The sequence below is a fragment of the Paenibacillus amylolyticus genome (genome assembly GCF_050990605.1).
Taxonomy (GTDB): domain Bacteria; phylum Bacillota; class Bacilli; order Paenibacillales; family Paenibacillaceae; genus Paenibacillus; species Paenibacillus amylolyticus_H.
In genome coordinates, this window is the sequence record NZ_CP158832.1 from 2811634 (window position 1) to 2831462 (window position 19829).

Below are 19829 nucleotides of genomic sequence, written 5' to 3' on the forward strand. Positions count from 1 at the left end.
ATTAAAAAAGAGGATGTGATGATAACTCTCATATGAAAATGCTTTCAAATAAAAAATGAAATATTATGATTGACAGTACCGATCTAAGCGAGTTTAATTATATAGACCGATTGTTATAATTATTTGAAGGAAGTGGCTTTCGTTGAGTGAAAAGTCTAATGCTAGAGAGTCCATTGTCAGCACAGCAGCGAGACTGTTTTTTTCACAAGGATATCATGCGACCGGTCTGAATCAGATCATCAAAGAGAGTAGTACGCCGAAAGGGTCGTTGTATCATTATTTCCCGCAAGGCAAGGAAGAGCTTGCGTACGAGTGTATTCAAAAAGCCAATGAACATATCTTGCAGACATTTGAGAAAACATTTGCAGCCCATGACAATACAGGAGACGCCATTCAGAGATTTATTTATGATTTGGCTCATGAAACAGAATCAGCCGGGTTTACCGGATTTTTGCCATTCAGCTTCTGGGCAGCTGTAGAGACATCGTGTATTAGTCAGCAGTTGCGTATTGCATGTCAGGGTGTATTTGCAGATTGGCAGGATGTCATTAAGAAACATCTGATTCTGGATGGCGTTGGTGAAGAGAAGGCGCGGGAGACGGCACTTCTGATCATTTCTTTGATGGAGGGAGCACTGATTATCAGCCTGACGAATCAGGATAAACAGCCTCTGCTGACGGCTGCCGAGTATTTGTCGGTTGTGACGAAGAACGCCAAACAGATTCAATGAGTTATAGCAAGAGACAGAGAAAAAGAAAGTTTGATACGTTTGAGGAGGATGGGATCGTGGAGGTTTCCATGAAGGCTGATTCTGCACAGAATCAACAAGAAACGAAGCAATACAAGGTATTTCCGATTTTGTTCGCAATGCTGCTGAGCGGCTTTATTGGTCTGTTTGGGGAAACGGCATTAAACGTGGCTTTGACACCACTTATGGGTCTGCTTGAAGTAGGACCTACAACGATTCAATGGTTAACCACAGGTTACTTGCTTGTGTTGGGAATCCTGGTGCCGGTATCCGGTATGCTGTTGCAGTGGTTTACTACCAGACAGCTGTTCACAACGTCTCTGATTTTCTCGATTGCAGGAACATTTGTTGCTGCACTTGCACCTAGCTTCGAAATTCTGTTGGTGGCACGGGTACTACAGGCGATAGGTACAGCGCTGTTATTGCCACTGATGTTTAACACGATATTGGTTATTTTCCCGATTGAAAAACGTGGTGCTGCCATGGGATTAATCGGTTTGGTTATCATGTTCGCACCAGCAAGTGGTCCGAGTATCTCTGGTCTGATCTTGGCTAATCTGAGCTGGCACTGGATCTTCTGGATCTCCTTGCCGTTCTTCCTGATCTCACTGGTATGTGGTTTGCTGTTCTTGCCGAATATTTCGAAATTGACCAAGCCCAAAATTGATGTACTCTCGATTATTCTATCTACAGTTGGATTTGGTGGTATCGTATACGGCTTCAGTAGTGCAGGAGGACATGGAGAATCTGGCGGTGGCTGGACAAGTCCAGTTGTTATCTCGACAATCGTCATTGGCGCACTGTCCTTGTTGTTATTCAGCATCCGTCAGTTGAGAATGAAGCAGCCGATGATGGATCTTCGAGCGTTCAAATATCCGATGTTTACGATTGGTTTGATCCTGATTTTCATCTGTATGATGATGATGCTGTCATCCATGCTGATTCTGCCGATGTATCTGCAACAAGGTATGGCCGTTACAGCGCTAACCGCTGGACTGGTTCTATTGCCGGGTAGTTTGCTGAATGGTCTACTGTCTCCGGTTATGGGTCGACTGTTCGACAAGTTCGGTCCGAAGTGGCTTGTAATCATTGGTCTGGTTATCGTAACGGTTGTACTCTTCATGTACACTGGCATTACACCAACAACGACCCTGGCCAAAATTATTACGCTGCATGTGTTCATGATGGTCGGAATTTCGATGATTATGATGCCTGCACAGACGAATGGTCTGAACCAATTGCCACGTGAGTATTATCCTCACGGTACTGCCATCATGAATACGTTACAGCAGGTATCCGGAGCAATCGGTACCGCTGTTGCCGTAAGTATACTGAGCGCAGGACAATCCCGCTATCTCAGTGGAGTGGCGAATCCGGAAAGTCCGGAAAATCAACTGGCAGGTTTCACGTCAGGTGTACAGAATGCATTTGTATTCGCATTAGTTCTGTCGATTATCGGTCTGATTACTTCACTCTTCGTGAAACGGGTCAAAGTAGGATCAACGCCAGGACAACAAGGTTCTATGCATTAATTGACATAAGCTACCTGATATCGAATAAGAACGATGTGTTCCCTAATTAAGGGGACGCATCGTTTTTTTCGTATTTAATCATCCTGAAGCTCTACTGTTCTGTAACACATGCTATGCTGATATACTCACATCTCGTCAGTCTGTGACATCATATAGGCATGAGTTTCATATTATTAATCAAGGAACAGCTCCCAGCACAAATGTTTAAATGCTGTCGATACGTCACAGATTGTTCAAGCAGAGGAAGTAAACGAAGAATAAGCTCTCATGGGGAAAGGAGTTGTACAGATGGGTACAGCTTATAAAACAACTGTTTTTAACATTAAAACAGCCATATTCCTCGCGGCAATGAGCTATCAGACGTACTTGTTATTTTTTGAGGGAAAGCTGGTCTTACCGAAAGGATTTAAGCTCCGCTCTACGATCCGCGCTTCTGCCGACGTCGAGAATCCAACGGAGCTTGTATTCGGATTTATTGCCGAGTCACGGGATCAAATCGTTGTTGCGTTTAGAGGGTACGCTTCGTATCCGTCAGACCTTCTTGCCTCATATGATATCTTTCTGATTCCGTATCCTTTCGTCCGAAACGGAGGGAAAACCTCGCGTGGCTTTACATGCTTATATCGATCCACCCGAAACAACTTCATCCGTGAATTAAAAAAACTTTCGCCAGCAAAAAAGCTGTATATTACGGGCCACAACTACGGCGGAGCTTTGGCTACGCTTGCCGCTTTGGATATTGCGGTAAACACCGGGTTCAAACATCCGTTCGTTTATACGTACGGCAGTCCGCGCATCGGAGACCCCAACTTCGTCTCCCGCTTTAACAGTACAGTTAAGCACAGTACGCGAATCGTCAACATTCATGACACTTTCCCGACGTTCCCGGCCTGCAGGTATCCGCCTCCCTTTACAAAGAGAGGAATTACCTATCAGCATGTAAAAACGAAAATACCCATCTCTTTTCAACTGAACAATGTGTCGCGCAACGACTCGATTGCTTGCTATTTTAACAAGCTCAGCCAAAAGAATCCTGAATTTGCCAAAGCGCTATGCAACAAAAATCCGGGCTTCTGTCCCGATGCCGGCATGTGCTTTCCGTTTCAGGGATGTTAGAGTTTGAAGCCTTGAATATAAGGAGGAGCTACATTTATGGGAATTCCAGGAATGTACAATATCGAAGACGCGATATTGCTTGCGGCCATGCTCAATCAAGCGTACCGACTTTTTGAGAATGAAAAGGTTGTTCTGCCGCAAGGCTATACTCTTCGATTCAACATTCTCGCGCTTGCTGGTGTCGAGGAGCCAGAACTAGAAGTATTCGGTTTTATCGCTGAGTCAAAAGACGAGGTTGTAATCATTTATAGAGGAACCCGAACCTTTAAGGACAATGAGTCAGATCAAGACCTTTTTCAGATTCCGTATCCTTTTGTCAGAAATGTTGGAAAGACTCATCGTGGATTTACATGTATTTACCAATCAGCAAGAGAAAAATTGATCGAGGAATTGAACAAGCTTTCTATGAACAAAAGACTGTTTGTTGCAGGGCACAGCCTGGGAGGGGCTTTAGCCGTATTGACGGCTTTGGATATTGCAGTGAACACCAGGTTCAAACATCCGATCGTGTATACATATGGCAGTCCACGTGTCGCAGACCCGGAATTTGCGTCCTCTTTCAACCAAACGGTAAAAAACAGTTTTCGTATAGTGAATGTGCACGACATTATTCCGACTTTGCCAGCTAAGACCTATCCGCCTCCACTTACAAAAAACGGATTATTATATCGTCATGTGAATACAAAGGTTCCGCTCTCGTTCCAGCTGAACAGTTTACCCGTTCGCAATCATGAGATTGTATGCTATTTCAAATTCCTCAGCCGGCAGAATCCTGGTTATACCGAGGTATTATGCACGGATAACCCGGGGTTTTGTCCTGATACGGGATTATGTGTTCCATTTATAGGGGGATGCAGTGAACAGGAAGGAGACGAAGAATAGACCCAAAACCCCAAAGATATTGGAGACTCTTTGGGGTTTCTTTCTTGATATAGCTAACCTTACTTTTAGTAGAGTGTAAGTTATTTATTCACCAGGGCCAATATTTCATGAGCAACGAGGTCAGGATGATATTGATGGATGTAATGGTCGGTATCTTTAATGGTTACCTGTTTTGAATCATCTGACCAAGATTTGAATTCTACTTGTGTTTTATCCCATTCGGGCTCACTTGCACCGAAGTAATCAGCCGTCAGTATGGTGAGTGGAAACGGCAAGGTTTGCTTGTGATCTACGACCACTTTGCCATTTTTAGCTATTTCACGTAATTCATCCAACGTGTTCGCATTCCCATAGTTGTGCAGCAACGCAGTCGTATCCAATTTTTTCAGATCGTCGGGTACAAGTTTTAGTTCATTACGATTGGCATTGGAATTTTCGACAACCAAGTCAGATTGCATGGACAGGCGGAACAGTCCGGTTTGGATACGGAGTTTATTCGCAAACCCACCAATTGTATCCGCCAAGGAGTCATCGTCATTCGAATAATATTCTGGGCTTCCACCATCAATCATGACAATACCCTTGACGAGATCCGGGTATTTTTGCGCGAAACGGATGGTCTCCAACGAGCCGAGTGAATGTCCAACCAATACATAAGGGGGCTTCTGTCCAGATACCTTTAACAACTCGTGTAATTCCTCTGCCACGGTATCGACATCACGTTTCTTATCGGTCTGATCACTATATCCATAGCCAAATCGATCATATACAGCGAATTTTGTGTTGGGAGCAAGCTTTTCATATAATGGATAATAATCTACATAGGGATTAGCGGTCCCCCAGCCGGAGGCGAGCACTACCGTTACAGCGCCTTCTCCACCGGTATATAAATGCATATTTTCACCATGTACATTGTACAGTTTTCCAGGGGGTACGAGTATTTTGGCATCCTGCCTTAAACCCACTTGTTGGTAAATCACGCCAGTACCCAGTAGCAACAGAACTACCGCCAGGTCGAATATCAAAAATTTAACTAATCTTTTGCGCCATTTCTTCATGTTCTCTCACATACTTTCAAATGTATTTTCTCTATCATATATGCGCAGTCTTATACGGGAGAAAACAGAGTCTTAATTCTATCTTAATTAACCGAAAATTGAATATCAACAGCCAATGAATTAATATAAAGTTACGATATGAATAGTTCCTATCCGAATGTTGAATCACAGAACGATTATATAGAACAGAAGGTATGTATAATGACAAAATACGAAAATCAGATCCCGACATCTGCTGGCATGAACTTTAAGTCTCTGATCAGTATATTGAGAGATTCCATGCGTGGAGATGTGGAGCGGAAGCCATCAGGTACGATGCCCATGGAGATATGTGAACCTGCTGAAACCTTCAATGCATCCGATAATCCACAGGTTACATGGTTCGGACATTCGGCTTTTTTGCTAGAAATTGAAGGGCACAGGTTGCTCTTTGATCCGATGCTGGGTAATCGTCCATCACCTGTGTCCTGGGTGGGTACCAAACGTTACAGCACAAATCTACCGATTCAACCAGAGGATTTCCCGGCTCTGGATGCAATCATTATATCGCATGACCATTATGATCATCTGGATTATGACTCCATTCGCAGATTGAAGGATAAAACAAAGCGATTTATCGTGCCGCTTGACGTCCGTCGTCGACTGATTCACCTGGGTGTGCCTTCAGAACAGATTACTGAGCATAACTGGTGGGATGAGTTATCCTTCAAAGGTTTAACATTCGCTTGTACACCTGCGCGCCATTTCTCAGGCAGAGGATTATTCGACCGTAATTCTACCTTATGGTGTTCGTGGGTTATCTCTGGACAACATACGAAGGTATTCTTTAGTGGAGATAGCGGATATGGTCCTCATTTCAAGGAGATCGGCAGGAAATACGGTCCATTTGACCTCACTTTGATGGAATGTGGGCAATATGACGAGCGGTGGTCCAACATTCACATGATGCCCGAAGAGACGGTGCAAGCGCATTTGGATGTAGGGGGCAAGTTGCTTATCCCGATTCATTGGGCTGCATTTACGCTGGCCTATCATGCCTGGAATGAACCGGTTGAACGAATTACGAAGGCCGCACATGCTATGAATGTGAAGGTTGCAACTCCCAAAATCGGCGAGAAGGTTGTACTTCATACGGAGGATTACCCTACACATCCATGGTGGAGACCGGAATTAGGATAAAAATAAAAGCGTTCAGCTCATCGAATGGGTGGACGCTTTTTCTATTACATTTTACATCAGGATTGATAGTGCACTGTAGATTAACAACATACCCATTACGATATTAACAGGACGCTCGTATCTTAATATAAAGTTCTGGAATAACATGCCACCGAACGCCCAGGTCATATTGGCACTTATGCCGATGAAGGTGAGCAAAAAGGAAGATACAATTAATTGAACATGAGACTGCCCAAGAGGCAGAACAAAAACGGATATGGCAGTAAGCCCGTACAGAATGACTTTGGGATTGATGAATTGCAGGGTGAACCCGAATAGAAATGAATAATGATTGACCTTGTTTTCTTGCGAATCTGCAGGTTTACTTCGCATGATTTTGAGCGCCAGATAGAGCATGTACATACATCCTAACACGTTTAAGACGGGTGTGATCCTAGGAATGTATTGATGAAGAATAAGGTTGAAATAACTGGACAGAAACATAATTAGCAGGCAGCCGGCTGCAACTCCACTAATAAACGGAAGGGTCTTGCGGAAACCCTGATTTCTGGCATGCGTCATGGAAATGATATTGTTGGGTCCGGGTGTAAATGAAGCGATGATTGCATAGGTCACTAAAGGTATAATGTTCATGATCCCTCCACGTTTTCTTAGTTGTGTGATATAATGAACTTAGATGTACGTTATAGCGCACGATATCCATTATTGTACAATATGTGCGTTATATAGCACAATATAATTATAAAATGAGGAGGAATAGATTTTGAAAAACATTAATCGAATTCTTGCTCAGAACCTGAAACAGCTTAGGGAACAAAGAAAACTTAGTCTGGACAAGGTCGCCGAAATGTCTGGCATTAGCAAGACCATGCTTGGTCAGATTGAACGTGGTGAATCCAATCCATCCATTGCAACCGTATGGAAGATTGCTAATGGTCTGAAAACCTCCTTCACTGCTTTGATCCACGAGCCGAAGTCAGATACTACCGTTGTAACGGGGGATGATATTCAGGTATTGATGGAAGACGAGGGCAGGGTTCGCATATATCCGCATTTCTCTTTTGAAGAAGGACGGCGCTTTGAAATGTACATGATGGAGATGGATGTGGAGTCTTCTTTAAGTGCTGAACCACACATCGAAGGGGCTGAAGAGTTTATTACGGTTTTTGAAGGACAACTCATGATTCAGGTTGGGACGGAAGAATATACGGTGAAGCAAGGGGAGTCGATCCGTTTTCGAGCAGACAAGCCCCATGCCTATATTAATCCCGGAGCTTCGGCCAACAAGTTAAGCATGGTTATTCATTATTCGAAGTGAAAATAAAGCAGCCTGATGTAATGAACTGCAACTCCCTTGTTAGCCGTGTCTAACAAAGGCCTCATTTCAAAACATTGGCTGCTTTATTGATGTATGCACTATAAAGCCTATCCGTTTGCGATAGTGGGCTCTGATTTAAGGCTTTTCTTTGGCCTGACGCTGGATTTCCTTGGCTGTTAATGCTTTGTCATACACTCGTACGTTATCCAGACTGCCTTTGTAGAACGGATCAGCCGTATAACGACTCTTGCCCACATAAGCTTCCGTTACCTGAAGATCTTTCGGGTTAAAAGTAATCTCAGAGCTGCTTGCAACCGATGTACCATCTACATACAGAGTGCCTACATCACCCTGAAGGGTTACAGCCACATGAACCCACTTTTTGGAAGGCAACGGATCTGCAGCAATCAGACTCTGATCCCGACTCTCATTATGAATGGTGAATTGCAAAGCTCCATTATGCTGGGAGGGAGTAAGGAACATGTGTCTGGTCAAGCCATTCCCAAAGTCGAAAATACGCTGCCAGGACCCGCCGCCATCCCAATTGACCCAAGCGCTAAACGTGAAATCCGTTGTATCTGTAAGGAGTCCAGGCAACTGCATGTAACTGTCGGTTCCGTTAAATGCGGCAGTCTGATTTTTGCCACCTGCAGCAGAACTCACCACATTATAGGCTTGTCCATGATACTTGTTCTTACTGTCATCCTGTGCGATTTTTGCAATTTTCTTGTGTTCAAAAGTATACTCCCCAAGCAATGGGCTTACCGCTTGCTGTGGAATGATAACGTTAAACGTTTTGGAGCTTACCGCAGTTCCTTTACGAATGGTTGCAGTTAATTTTACTTTGACATCGCCCTTGCCAGCGCGTGGGCGCTGCACTACCCCTGTAGCGGAAAGAGCCGAAGTGTTGGAGCTTTTCCACGTAATGTCTGCATCACTTGTTCCCTTGGTAGGCAGAGACAGATTGAAGAACACGTGATCCGTATTACCAATGGTCAGATCCTTTTTCACCGCATCTACAATGTCTTGATCATTCCGTTCAACACCTTGACTTCCCCAGATGGCAATCCCGGAGGAGGAGAGGGCGCTAAAGGTCAGAACCGTACTTTGAGATTCCGAATTCCATTCATGTGTGAAGACGCCTTTGTAGACAACGTTATTCGAAGTGATCTGAACCTTGTTGTCTGCACCAAGACTCCATGTTCCTGTCACGGCACCATGAATCTGCCCATCTGCTGTGAACTGAACCGTCTGGGATGGCTTGATGTCCGCTGTGATGTCCTTACCATGATTCACCCATTGGTACTGACCAGCGATCTTCTGAGTTGTCAGTTGCGTGGTATCCTCTTCCAAAGCTGCATAGCGATACGGAGAAACGACAGGCCAACCAGCTGCATTCATATGCATCTCATGTACGCGAACTTCATGTTCTTCGCCGCGCTCCGGAAAGCGAGTATGGAAGATGAGAAATGGTTTGCCAGTCTCCTCATCAATGTAAGCAGAGTTATGTCCTGGCGATACATAACCGGTTCCCAGACCGGTTCCCGGATCACCAATCTGTCTCTGGAACAGGAAGTTCCCCATTAATTTGACTCCAAAAGGCTCAATCGAACGATCGTCAAACAACGGTTTATCCTTATCCGCTTTAACGTTGATCATATCGTTTCCTTCTGCGTCGAGGAAAGGTCCATCCGGTGTTTGAGAGCGGGCAACGCGAATGTTATATCCTCCATCAGCACCTAGTCCACCGTAAGACAGGTACAGATAATAATAATCGGTTTCGGGACTGTAGAGCATATAAGGTGCTTCAATACGACTATGATTGCCTCCGGTCAGCTTCTTGCCATAACCTTGATTTGGCAGTGGTTTGCCTGTCGTTTCATCCATCTCCAGAATGAAAATCCCCCCGGAGTAGGAGCCATATACCATCCATAACTTGCCGTTTTTATCATAAAAGACATCAGGATCGACCACATTGGGATGAATCGTTGCATCGTAAATGGTGCCATCCTCACTAATCTGATCCCACATGCCGGATTTCAACAGAATGCCTTGATCCTTATAAGGCCCTTCGATATTGTCTGCGACAGCAATGCCGAGCGCTGATCGCGGAGAGTCCCCTTTACAAGCATTGTAGTACATATAAAATTTGCCGTCCGCCAGTTGAATGACATCTGCGGCCCATAACGTATCCGTCTGTGCCCATTCTAGCGCTTCAGCGAATTCCTTGGTTACATTGGGGACAACAGGGTTGTTATCCGTAACACCCGATGCGACGAGATCCCAGTTCAAAAAGTCTTTGGACTTAGCTACTTGCAGATGTGAACCAAAAATATAAAACGTATCATCTACCTTAATGACGGAAGGGTCATGAACGGAAACATTTTTGAATGATGGAGCAGGATTTGCGATAGGTGTGGTGAAAGTCTGCGAGTTACCCACGGTTGCCCCTGAATCATTTGCGAACACCGAGACCGGCGCCAAAGTTGTTGCAGTAAGTAAAGTGGTGCTTAGTACAGAAATGTTAAGTACGCGTACCCAATAACGTTTCATACGTTTCCCCTTTCCTAATCCCGGAATGAAAAAAAACCGATACTTGGCATCACACGATATAAGGTTCGGCAGACCTCCTTTGGGTATTTCAACATATCAAGCGCTTTCATTTGTTATATTATCAATTGATTTATATGTTTGTAAACCATAAAACAGTAGTTATATTCAAATTTAGGATTGAAATCTGCATCTGGAATAAGATATTATTACGTTTAGATCATATGTTTATATATTCATTAATCATTTCATGTTTATACGAATTAAAGACGTAAACCGGCAATCCCCCAATTACATAGGAGGTACGAACATGAGGACATATCAAAATCAATTAATCGCACAATACGCGTTCGAAGATACCGTTCAGATCGGGAAAGACAGCTCCGGGAACGGGCATGATAGTTTGGCAAAAGGCGAGTTACCCCCTATAATATCCGAGTTGAAAGGCAGAACAGCGGTAACCTTCAATGGGGGAGCGAATGGAACTTCTTATCTGCAATTACCCTCGAATCTGCTTCGTGATGTAAGCGATAACACAGGGATTACGATTGCTACTTGGGTGTTTCTGGGCAAGGGGTCTAATGTGTGGGAACGCATTTTTGACTTTGGCAAAGGGGAGAAGGGACCATATCTATTCCTGACACGTCAACTCTTGGGTACGTTATATGCTGGTGACAATCTGGTTGTCCACCCAAGTCGAGGCGTTGCAAGTGGAGAATGGATGCATATTGCACTTTCCGTGACAGGCAGTCAAGGTGGGACGCTCAGCAGTGCGGGCCCGATTGTGTACGTGAACGGGGAGAAGGCCGCAGACGGTTCGATCAGTCAGACGTCCAGTGGCAACTATGCCAAACTGCGCAAATGGTTTGATACGTTCCAGGACCCTGAGAACTATAGCCAGAATTATATTGGACGTTCCCAGTATGCAGCGGATGTGGATTTTGCAGGTTCATTATCCGACTTTCGGATCTATGGGGCAGCGCTCACCATGGATGAAGTCATTGAAGTGATGTGTGAGTCACTGACAGATGAAGCGATTGTGAAGCTTGCGGCGGACAAGTACTTGTCCTTCCCCAACCGAATCATCACCAAGGATGTATCATTACCCGCAGACTTGCTGGGTGGTAAAGTGTCTGTTGAATGGAGTTCCAGTAAGCCGGAAGTCTTGTCCGAGAACGGAGAAGTTCAGGTGATCACATCAGCACAAGAGGTTACGCTCCGTGCGCTTCTGAACAGAGGTGACAGTAAGCTGAGCCAAAGCTTTGACGTGTCTGTTGTGCCAGCGCATCTACCGCCTTATACGGTTACCATCCATGGAGATCAGAAGGTGGCAGACATCAGTGAAGTCATGTATGGGCTTTTTTACGAGGATATTAACAATGCGGCAGATGGCGGAATCTATGCGGAGCTTGTCCAGAATCGATCATTTGAATCCTTTGCATTTGATACGTACTCCCATGACTCTGGAGAATGTGGTTGTTCGACAGGTCGAAATCGTGAACCTTTGTTTGCCTGGTCAGGCGATACGAGGAAAATGCTTGTGCAGCATACGGATGGATTGAACGTTCACTTTAACGTGGAAGACCCTGAAGTAAATGCTTATTATGTAACGGTTCAGGATGGGGCAACGATTCGAAATCGTGGATTCTCAGACTCCAACCAGCACTGTGCCATGTCTATCAAGCAGAATGAATCCTATGATTTTACCGTATGGGCAAAAGCAGAATCGGCAGGAACAATCACCGTTCAATTGCAGGATGGAAGGGACACTTCCATCAGTAATTCGGTGACACTACATGTTGAAGGCGGGAACACATGGAAGAAATACGGCGTGCCTCTGAACGGAACGGAGACTGTACTTGGTCAACTTGCACTTACGTTTGCAGGTGACATCTCCATCGATATGGTGTCCTTGGTGCCTCAGAATGTATGGGGAGCTAATCCGACAGAAGAAGGAATATCGGCTACAGCACATGCCAACTACACAGGTAATCCGAACTATCGATTGAGAAAAGATCTAATACAGGCACTCGCAGATCTGCATCCGAAGTTCTTGCGCTTTCCGGGAGGATGTATCTCGGAAGGGTCTTTTATCTGGGATAACGTATATGACTGGAAGGATTCTGTGGGTCCGGTTGAGCTGCGCAAAGAAAATTATAATGTCTGGGGCTACATGATGACGATGGGCCTCGGTTATATGGAGTACTTCCAACTCGCGGAAGATCTGAATGCCGCTCCAGTTCCAGTCATGGCTTGCGGTGTGTTATGTCAGGCACGCTCGGATTATGCTCACCCTGCGGGTGGCGCTTTAAGGGATTATTATATCCGCAACTTTACAGATCTGATCGACTTTGCGCTCAGTACAGACTTTGAACACAACGAATGGGCGGCGGTACGAAGCCAGATGGGGCATCCTGAACCGTTTGATCTTCGTTATCTGGGCGTAGGCAATGAGAACTGGGGCACTGAATTTTTTGCCAACTTCGAAGTATTCAAACGTTCAATAGATGAGTACATGAAAGAGAACTACCCTGATCATGAGCTGCACATTATCTCGACGGTTGGTGCTCAGGCAGATGATGATGCGTACCAGGAAGGATGGAAGTTCCTCAGCGGGAATCTGACGGGATCAGCTCAGGTTGCTTTTGCAGATGGCACAGAGGTAATTGAGGAGACGGTAACCTGGTATGAGAACCAGGACAATTATATGGATACCATCGCAGATGAGCACTACTACCGATCCAACGAATATTTGCTGAATAACGTGGATCGGTACAACTATTATGACCGGGCTTATCATGAAGATGGAAGTATCGATTGGAAAGAAACATCCAAAGTATTTGTTGGAGAATATGCGTCCACGGACAAAAACACGCTGGCAGGAGCGGTCGCAGAAGCTGCGATCATGACCGGATTTGAAAATAATGCGGACGTTGTTCGTTTGGCTGCCTATGCGCCATTGTTCAACAAAGTACTAACGGACGGTACTTACCGCTGGACGCCAGACTGCATCTGGTTTGATGATGAAACCGTGTGGTATACACCGAATTATTATGTACAACAGCTTTTTGCAAAACATGTAGGAGATCAGGTGCTTGAAACTTCGTTCTCCATCTATAGCAAAGGCAAACCGTTGAATCTCATTCCTCGTGGAGGCATCGAGATTGCAACAGGTCATGCAGATATCGTGGTGAAACGAGTCACGGTCACGTCCAATGTGGATGGCAGTTTGATGTTTGATGAAGATTTCAGAGAACGTACAGAGCTTAGCGAGGCATGGAGCCAGATTCCCGGATCGGAAGGATATACGTTAACAGCAGGGAAAGGGCTCATCTTGAGCGCACAATCAAGTGGATTGAATGGATTGTACCTGCTGAATGACGAATGGACTAACTACAAGGTGCACGTTGAGGCTGAAAGAATTTCAGGTGAGGAAGGTTTTTATATCGGCGTGGGATTGACGGATATCTCACCCGAGAACAAGGATGTCATCGAGTACGCTATCAGTTACGGGGGAAATGCCACAGGAGTGAAGGTATATAAACAAGGGATTGAAGGTTACACATTGGGAGACTATTCATCCAGTTCGGCAGCAGGTAACCTGAGAGCGGCCAACTATGAACCACTCGAGAATGGGACTGATTATACAATCACGGTTAACTATGGTGGGGATACAGGAAAGAATCTGATCTGCTCCTATACAGACGGACGTAATACCAGCAAGGTTCTGGATTACAAGCTGGAAGCTTACAACCGGGAAGTATTCCACTCCGTTACGAGAGACGCGAAGCATGTATATGTGAAACTCGTCAATGCAGATGGTGTGGATAAATCAACCCGGATTTGCCTTCAGGATCTGAAGGTTGATGCTTCAGCCAGACTGATCACACTTACTGGAGAAGATCATTTGGTGCATATTCCGAATGTGAATCAGAAGAATGATGAGAAAGTGGTTCCCCAAGAACAGGAGATACAGCTGAATGGTGAATCAGCGACCGTTGGTTTGCTCGCTAATTCGGTAAATGTTCTCATTATGGATCTTCTATAAGAAAAATATATAAATATTGCCCCCTTAAGCAGACATATCTGTCGTTTGCGATAAGGGGGCGTTTTGCAATGGAACTTGTTTTGAAATAAAAGCAATCACTGTCCGCAATAGAATTAACAAGACCTTAGTCCTTATGTTAACCAATGAGGACATGATCCTCTGCATAACCGATCTTGGATGTGCGTTTCTTCTGCGCCAATGCAAAAGCCAGTGTTAGTGGTCCCAATCGTCCTGCAAACATGGTAATGGTGACGATAATTTTACCCGCAACACTCAATTCACTTGTCAGACCCATTGATAGTCCTGTGGTGCTAAAAGCTGAAGTGGCTTCAAACAGAACATCCAAAAAATGATTTTCAAGAATGCCTTCGGATATGGATAACAAAATGGAGATTCCAAGTACAAAGGCAAGGGCACTTAAGACAACAGCCAATGCGCGCATCACTGTTTCTTCTGCAATTTTACGCTCAAAAGCATGAATTTGCCCACCGCCTCGAAATGTTTGAATGGTCGCAAGAACAAGGACCACAAAAGTATTGATTTTAATTCCTCCACCTGTTCCGCCCGAAGAAGCTCCAATGAACATCAGGATAATAATGAAAAATTGGGATGTGGCCAACATACTACCAATGTCAATGGTATTGAACCCAGAGCTTCTAGGAGCAGTACCCTGAAAAAGAGAAGCCCATATGCGTTCACCGAAAGATAAATCAGCGAACGTAGAAGGGTTCCAACTCTCGATTAAGAAGATAGTGATGAAACCGAACAAGTATAGAGAAAAACTGCCGATTAATACTATCTTTGAATGCAAGGAGAGCTTTCTCCATGAACGCTTGCGGAATATATCCACAACCACAATGTAACCCAAACCGCCAATGACAAAGAGCGTAATGACGGTAAGATTAACAACCGGGTCGCCAACAAATGGAGTAAGGCTGTCAGTCCAAAGAGAGAAACCTGCATTATTGAAGGCAGAGATGGAATGGAACACGGCATAATATAAAGCTTGTCCCCATCCCAGATCGCTCTGCCAGCGCAATGTAAGAACCACTGTAGCCAGAGCTTCAAAAGCAAAGGCTATCAGCACAATATACATCGATAGCTTAACCAGACCTTGAGCAGAGGATGTATTGGTGGCTTGTTGGATAAGAAGCCTCTGTTTCAAGCCAATCCGTTTCCCCAGAATAATGGCTACCATTACACCTAGTGTCATGAACCCCAACCCGCCAACCTGAATCAAAATCATGATGATGACCTGTCCGAATGTAGAAAATACAGTCCCTGTATCCAGAACAATCAGCCCGTTTACACATATAGCAGAGGTTGCTGTGAACAAGGCATCAAGTAAACCAATGGATGTACCGGTACTAGAAGATACCGGCAGGGCAAGTAATAAGGCTCCGATCCAGATGAGAGCGAAGAAGATGATCATGATAAGTTGAGGAGGGCTCATATTATTTTTCAATTTGTTCACAATGGATTCAATGTTCGTTAGGGCCGAAGTTCTCATTACGCGTTTATTTTTTTGGTTCATAATCACTCTCCAGATTCCGAATGTCATCGTTACTGCCTATTAACAGGAGCATATCTCCCGCACGGACTATGTCTTCTGCCATGGGTGAGATATTTAAGTTATTCCCCGTTTTGATGGCGATAACGGTACATCCATATTCAGCCCGAATGTTGAGTTCCAGAAGTGTCTTCTGATTCATACTTTCGGGAGCTTTGATCTCGACCAGATTATAGTCCGAAGATAATTCAATGGAATCAATAATGTTGTCTGAGCTAAGCTGATTCCCCAGCCTCGTGGCCATATCACGTTCTGGGTAAACAATTTGATCAGCACCAATCTTGCTAAGCACACTGCCGTGGTTGTCATTTTTAGCCTTGGCTGTTACTTTGGGAACATTAAGTTCTTTCAATAAAAGAGTGGTCAGTATGCTTGCTTGCAGATCTTCGCCGATTGCGACAATGGCGTGTGAAAAGTTGCTTGCTCCAAGCTCGATAAGGACTGATTTGTCAGTGCAATCTGCTTGTACCGCATGGGTTGCCACCGCTGAAATCTCCTGAACAAGAGTTTCGCTTTTGTCTACAGCGAGCACTTCATGTCCATTTTTAATGAGTGTGTGTGTCAAGCTTGAACCGAATCGTCCAAGACCAAGTACCATAAACTGTTTTTTCATAATATCCCTCATTGTAATCAAAATAAATAATGGTTTCCTCTATATCGTAATAGGTAAATATTACATTACGTATACAGGATTGTAAGGTTTCATGTCGTAGTTAGCGATCCATGGTGATATAACCCAAATTCGCTATGTCTGTGCATATCTCCAAAAGACTTCATTCTAATGGCTTAAGAATAGAATTGCAACTGATTCATTTCTTTTTGGGGATAAATTGTTTAATTTCAAAAAAAGAAAAATGGTGCGCTCCCATAAGGAGAGGCACCATTTTTTGAGGTCTGATTATCTACGTTTTAATAACAGAACTCCACTGATTGCTGACGTTTTCTGGCGGTACACCACTTTGAATCCAATATCATTGTCCAACAAACAGTTTAATGCATTAATCAGTAATGCGCCGGGAACCAGTGTGAAGGTACACGGAGCTGTGTTGCCAATCACACGTACACTTTGGATTCTGCGCGCAGAACCAGGGACGAGCGGATTTCTTGACCAATAGATTAACACCAGATCCGGTTGTCGAACAGCATTTACACGAGCCATTACTAATCATCTCTTTTCTATTAAAGGTTCTTAATAGTAGATGAAAAGTAGAGGAAAGGAGTGCTAGACGGAAGTCATGCTGTTTAGTAAATAGACTCTACTTATTTGTTGAGTGCTGTTTGGATGGCAACTTGTCCCCTGGCGTTCCCTTGCCGTTGTTTTTATTGTGACGCTCTTTTTCGGCATTTTCGTTAAGTTTCTTCACAAAATCTTGAGTGCTTTCCATTTAAAATTACAGCTCCTTCCACAAGTGAAATTTGTATCCCAATTGTTAATATAACCACTGGAAAGTGATTTTATTTTGGGGGCATCGCTAAATTTAATTTGGATTCCACATTCCTAGGTCCGTTGGGACATACTGGACATGGGAAGTTCATGCGTCTAAACTAGATAGACCAGACAAACTAAGAAGGGATGCGCAGATCCAAACCATGTTGCAGAAATTCGGGTTTACACAATATGAAAGTCAGGTATACGAGGCTATATTCGCGCAGGATGAACCTCTTGATGCCACATCGATTGTAAATTACTCCAACGTTCCCAAAGCCAAAATCTATGAAGTACTTAATCGCCTGATCGAAAAGGGAACAGTGCTGACAACGATGGATGGGAAGAAAAAACTATATATGGCTGTGGATCTTCAGTCTATTATTCATAAAATCAAGGCTGATTTTGAGAAGGATATTGAGGAATTGAAGAGTTACAAAATCAAACGTACATTTACGGATGAACATATCTGGACGTTTAAAGATGAGTCGTCCATCGCATCGAATATCGAACAGCTTATCGAGGAAGCAGATTCGTCGATTCTTTTTCTGGCCTGGAATGAGCGAATGGAGAAATATCGTGAACTGCTGGAGCAGAAGGAAAAGCAGGGCGTGTACGTTGAAGTGCTCGCCGTTGGGGGAATGGAGGCATCCTTAAACCGGATATACTCGTTGATTCCATTGCTTGATGCGCCGGAACCTTCACAGCTGCTTATTGTGGATCATGCATATCTGCTGTTTGCTGGTGTGGAGCATGATTCATGGCGAGCGATCAAGACGATGTCCAAACCGATTGTTAAAGCGATGACTGATTATTTCTACCATGATGTTGCGCTTACTCAAATTACCAAAAAATACGGTGACCAGCTGTTACAGGATACTGAAATCGAGAAATTGCTCACCAGATTGATCTATTAAACTATTCTCTTGGAGGATAGTTTTTTTGTTATATCTTTGTTTGAAAAAATCATGAAAATAACTATTGAAACTTTCATTTTTATAGGTTACTATCGTAGTTGTAACTTTTTGAGGAGGATTCAACATGAATAAGAAAGTATATGTGCTTGCTATCGCAGCATTTGTGGTCGGAACCGTTGAACTGATCTTGGGCGGAATTCTGGACCTGATTGCTACGGATCTTCATCTTTCCCTGGCGAAAGCCGGGTATTTAATCTCTATTTTCTCACTTGTCTATGCGTTGTCTGCACCGATTTTATTAAATATGACGGCCAGATTCGAGCGTAAAAAAGTATATATGTGTACGCTGTTTGTATTTTTGATCAGTAATCTGATCTCCGCGTTCAGTACCAGCTTGTATATGCTGATGGCGGGCAGAGCACTCGGAGCCGCAACGGGTTCCCTTATTTTTGTGCTCTCCCTGACCCTTGCAGCGCGCATAGTGGAACCACAGTATAAAGGACGCGCCGTGGGGACCATTACCATGGGAGGCAGTGCATCACTCATCCTGGGTGTTCCACTTGGTATCTTTGTAGGCAACTTGGCAGGCTGGCGTGAGGTGTTTATGTTGATTGCCATTCTGACTGCAGTGGTTATGGTAGCCATCTGGATTGCAATGGACCGTGTGCAGCCAATTCCTGCCGTATCTCTGAAGAAACAGCTTATGGCTCTGTGGAATCCAAAAATGTTGGCAATCCATGCTACGACTTTGCTAGTACTCGCGGGTCACTTGACTTTATATGCGTATTTCACGCCATTCTTGCAAGAAACACTGGGTGCCAGCGCGACGATGGTCACCTTTATCTATATGATGTTTGGGATCGCGGCTGTCGCAGGTGGGGGCATCGGTGGCATGTTATCTGATCGACTGCACCCCGCTAAAGCCATTGTTATTGTGCTCATTCCCTTTATTGTGAGCATGGCTGTCATTCCGTTCAGTGTGGGATTGCCTTTGATCGCCTTCCTGCTGCTGTTAAGCATCTGGAGTGCACTAAGCTGGACCGTTACGCCTGTGCAGAATAGTCTCATTATCAAAACTTCGCCGGAAACAGCCGAAACGCTAATCAGCACCAACTCAGGTATTGCACATGCAGGTATTGCACTGGGTACCTATATCGGCGGCATGGTTATTGATCATTCATCAATTCTGAACACTGGATGGGTTGGTTCTGTACTGATTTTGCTTGGTTTGGTGTCTGCCATTTATGCCATTAGTGTTAAGGAAAAAAGTGTTCAAGCGATTGCTTAGAATAAAGAAATTAGACAAATAGCTTGAACCTCTGCATTCAATATTCATTGGGTGTAGAGGTTTTTTGTTATCTACGAGAGTTCGCGAGAGTAGTAGAAACTATTTTCATAAAAGCAGGACTTGCTTAATTCATTGTAATCTTTATAATTAAAATAGTTTTAAAAAGTATTATCTAATGTTGGAATAAATGATGTGTA

General features: G+C 44.2%; 16 protein-coding genes. 9 read left to right on the forward strand and 7 right to left on the reverse strand.

From position 1 onward, the window contains the following. Window positions 1-142 precede the first annotated feature (142 nt). From ABTV53_RS12820 to ABTV53_RS12835, 4 genes are all read left to right on the forward strand, one after another. Window positions 143-730, forward strand: a complete 588-nt coding sequence (locus tag ABTV53_RS12820; protein WP_433753398.1) for a TetR/AcrR family transcriptional regulator — start codon at window positions 143-145, stop codon at window positions 728-730. Between the two features lie 68 nt (window positions 731-798). Beyond that, the gene (locus ABTV53_RS12825; protein ID WP_433754179.1) at window positions 799-2280 is read left to right on the forward strand and encodes a DHA2 family efflux MFS transporter permease subunit; all 1482 of its coding nucleotides are present in this window, start codon (window positions 799-801) and stop codon (window positions 2278-2280) included. A 288-nt stretch (window positions 2281-2568) separates the two neighbouring features. Further along, window positions 2569-3396 carry a lipase family protein gene (locus tag ABTV53_RS12830; protein ID WP_433753400.1) on the forward strand — a complete coding sequence of 276 codons (828 nt, stop codon included), beginning with the start codon at window positions 2569-2571 and terminating at the stop codon, window positions 3394-3396. A gap of 36 nt (window positions 3397-3432) precedes the next feature. Beyond that, the gene (locus ABTV53_RS12835) at window positions 3433-4278 is read left to right on the forward strand and encodes a lipase family protein (protein WP_433753402.1); all 846 of its coding nucleotides are present in this window, start codon (window positions 3433-3435) and stop codon (window positions 4276-4278) included. Between the two features lie 80 nt (window positions 4279-4358). Here the strand turns inward: ABTV53_RS12835 and ABTV53_RS12840 are convergent, their stop codons facing one another. Beyond that, window positions 4359-5336: an alpha/beta fold hydrolase gene (locus ABTV53_RS12840; RefSeq protein ID WP_433753404.1), complete on the reverse strand. Its 978-nt coding sequence runs from the start codon at window positions 5334-5336 to the stop codon at window positions 4359-4361. 201 nt (window positions 5337-5537) lie between these two features. Here ABTV53_RS12840 and ABTV53_RS12845 point away from each other — a divergent pair, with 201 nt between their 5' ends. After that, window positions 5538-6515, forward strand: a complete 978-nt coding sequence (locus ABTV53_RS12845) for an MBL fold metallo-hydrolase (RefSeq protein ID WP_433753406.1) — start codon at window positions 5538-5540, stop codon at window positions 6513-6515. Between the two features lie 51 nt (window positions 6516-6566). Here ABTV53_RS12845 and ABTV53_RS12850 read toward each other — a convergent pair whose 3' ends face one another. Beyond that, a complete protein-coding gene (locus tag ABTV53_RS12850) occupies window positions 6567-7148 on the reverse strand; it encodes a LysE family transporter (RefSeq protein ID WP_433753408.1) in 582 nt (193 codons plus the stop codon). Window positions 7149-7278: 130 nt separating this feature from the next. On the opposite strand from ABTV53_RS12850, the gene ABTV53_RS12855 reads away from it, so the two are divergent. Continuing rightward, window positions 7279-7833, forward strand: coding sequence for a helix-turn-helix domain-containing protein (locus tag ABTV53_RS12855; protein WP_433753410.1), 555 nt, complete (start codon window positions 7279-7281; stop codon window positions 7831-7833). 135 nt (window positions 7834-7968) lie between these two features. On the opposite strand, the gene ABTV53_RS12860 is transcribed toward ABTV53_RS12855, so the two are convergent. Further along, window positions 7969-10386, reverse strand: a complete 2418-nt coding sequence (locus ABTV53_RS12860; protein ID WP_433753412.1) for a family 43 glycosylhydrolase — start codon at window positions 10384-10386, stop codon at window positions 7969-7971. Between the two features lie 307 nt (window positions 10387-10693). On the opposite strand from ABTV53_RS12860, the gene ABTV53_RS12865 reads away from it, so the two are divergent. Further along, the gene (locus ABTV53_RS12865) at window positions 10694-14431 is read left to right on the forward strand and encodes an alpha-L-arabinofuranosidase C-terminal domain-containing protein (RefSeq protein WP_433753414.1); all 3738 of its coding nucleotides are present in this window, start codon (window positions 10694-10696) and stop codon (window positions 14429-14431) included. A gap of 136 nt (window positions 14432-14567) precedes the next feature. Here the strand turns inward: ABTV53_RS12865 and ABTV53_RS12870 are convergent, their stop codons facing one another. From ABTV53_RS12870 to ABTV53_RS12885, 4 genes are all read right to left on the reverse strand, one after another. Further along, the gene (locus ABTV53_RS12870) at window positions 14568-15965 is read right to left on the reverse strand and encodes a TrkH family potassium uptake protein (protein ID WP_433753415.1); all 1398 of its coding nucleotides are present in this window, start codon (window positions 15963-15965) and stop codon (window positions 14568-14570) included. Then, window positions 15949-16614 (reverse strand): potassium channel family protein, encoded by a 666-nt coding sequence (locus ABTV53_RS12875; protein ID WP_433753417.1) that lies wholly within the window; start codon window positions 16612-16614, stop codon window positions 15949-15951. Before ABTV53_RS12875 ends, ABTV53_RS12870 begins: the two co-directional genes overlap by 17 nt. A 285-nt stretch (window positions 16615-16899) precedes the next feature. Then, a complete protein-coding gene (locus ABTV53_RS12880) occupies window positions 16900-17160 on the reverse strand; it encodes a hypothetical protein (RefSeq protein ID WP_339242352.1) in 261 nt (86 codons plus the stop codon). A 97-nt stretch (window positions 17161-17257) separates the two neighbouring features. Next, entirely contained in the window at window positions 17258-17386 is a 129-nt protein-coding gene (locus tag ABTV53_RS12885; RefSeq protein WP_433753419.1) for a DUF4023 family protein, read from the reverse strand. Window positions 17387-17591: 205 nt separating this feature from the next. On the opposite strand from ABTV53_RS12885, the gene ABTV53_RS12890 reads away from it, so the two are divergent. Together ABTV53_RS12890 and ABTV53_RS12895 are read left to right on the forward strand one after the other, a co-directional pair. Further along, a complete protein-coding gene (locus ABTV53_RS12890) occupies window positions 17592-18344 on the forward strand; it encodes a TrmB family transcriptional regulator (RefSeq protein ID WP_433753421.1) in 753 nt (250 codons plus the stop codon). Between the two features lie 124 nt (window positions 18345-18468). Continuing rightward, window positions 18469-19632 (forward strand): MFS transporter, encoded by a 1164-nt coding sequence (locus ABTV53_RS12895; protein ID WP_433753423.1) that lies wholly within the window; start codon window positions 18469-18471, stop codon window positions 19630-19632. The last annotated feature ends 197 nt before the right edge of the window (window positions 19633-19829 follow it).

Coding starts and splice junctions, on each gene's coding strand:
- ABTV53_RS12845 (WP_433753406.1), top strand. CDS start 5,538: ATGACAAAATACGAAAATCAGATCCCGACATCTGCTGGCATGAACTTT.
- ABTV53_RS12850 (WP_433753408.1), bottom strand. CDS start 7,148: ATGAACATTATACCTTTAGTGACCTATGCAATCATCGCTTCATTTACA.
- ABTV53_RS12865 (WP_433753414.1), top strand. CDS start 10,694: ATGAGGACATATCAAAATCAATTAATCGCACAATACGCGTTCGAAGAT.
- ABTV53_RS12890 (WP_433753421.1), top strand. CDS start 17,592: ATGTTGCAGAAATTCGGGTTTACACAATATGAAAGTCAGGTATACGAG.
- ABTV53_RS12880 (WP_339242352.1), bottom strand. CDS start 17,160: ATGGCTCGTGTAAATGCTGTTCGACAACCGGATCTGGTGTTAATCTAT.
- ABTV53_RS12870 (WP_433753415.1), bottom strand. CDS start 15,965: ATGAACCAAAAAAATAAACGCGTAATGAGAACTTCGGCCCTAACGAAC.
- ABTV53_RS12840 (WP_433753404.1), bottom strand. CDS start 5,336: ATGAAGAAATGGCGCAAAAGATTAGTTAAATTTTTGATATTCGACCTG.
- ABTV53_RS12885 (WP_433753419.1), bottom strand. CDS start 17,386: ATGGAAAGCACTCAAGATTTTGTGAAGAAACTTAACGAAAATGCCGAA.
- ABTV53_RS12875 (WP_433753417.1), bottom strand. CDS start 16,614: ATGAAAAAACAGTTTATGGTACTTGGTCTTGGACGATTCGGTTCAAGC.
- ABTV53_RS12830 (WP_433753400.1), top strand. CDS start 2,569: ATGGGTACAGCTTATAAAACAACTGTTTTTAACATTAAAACAGCCATA.
- ABTV53_RS12835 (WP_433753402.1), top strand. CDS start 3,433: ATGGGAATTCCAGGAATGTACAATATCGAAGACGCGATATTGCTTGCG.
- ABTV53_RS12895 (WP_433753423.1), top strand. CDS start 18,469: ATGAATAAGAAAGTATATGTGCTTGCTATCGCAGCATTTGTGGTCGGA.
- ABTV53_RS12825 (WP_433754179.1), top strand. CDS start 799: ATGAAGGCTGATTCTGCACAGAATCAACAAGAAACGAAGCAATACAAG.
- ABTV53_RS12860 (WP_433753412.1), bottom strand. CDS start 10,386: ATGAAACGTTATTGGGTACGCGTACTTAACATTTCTGTACTAAGCACC.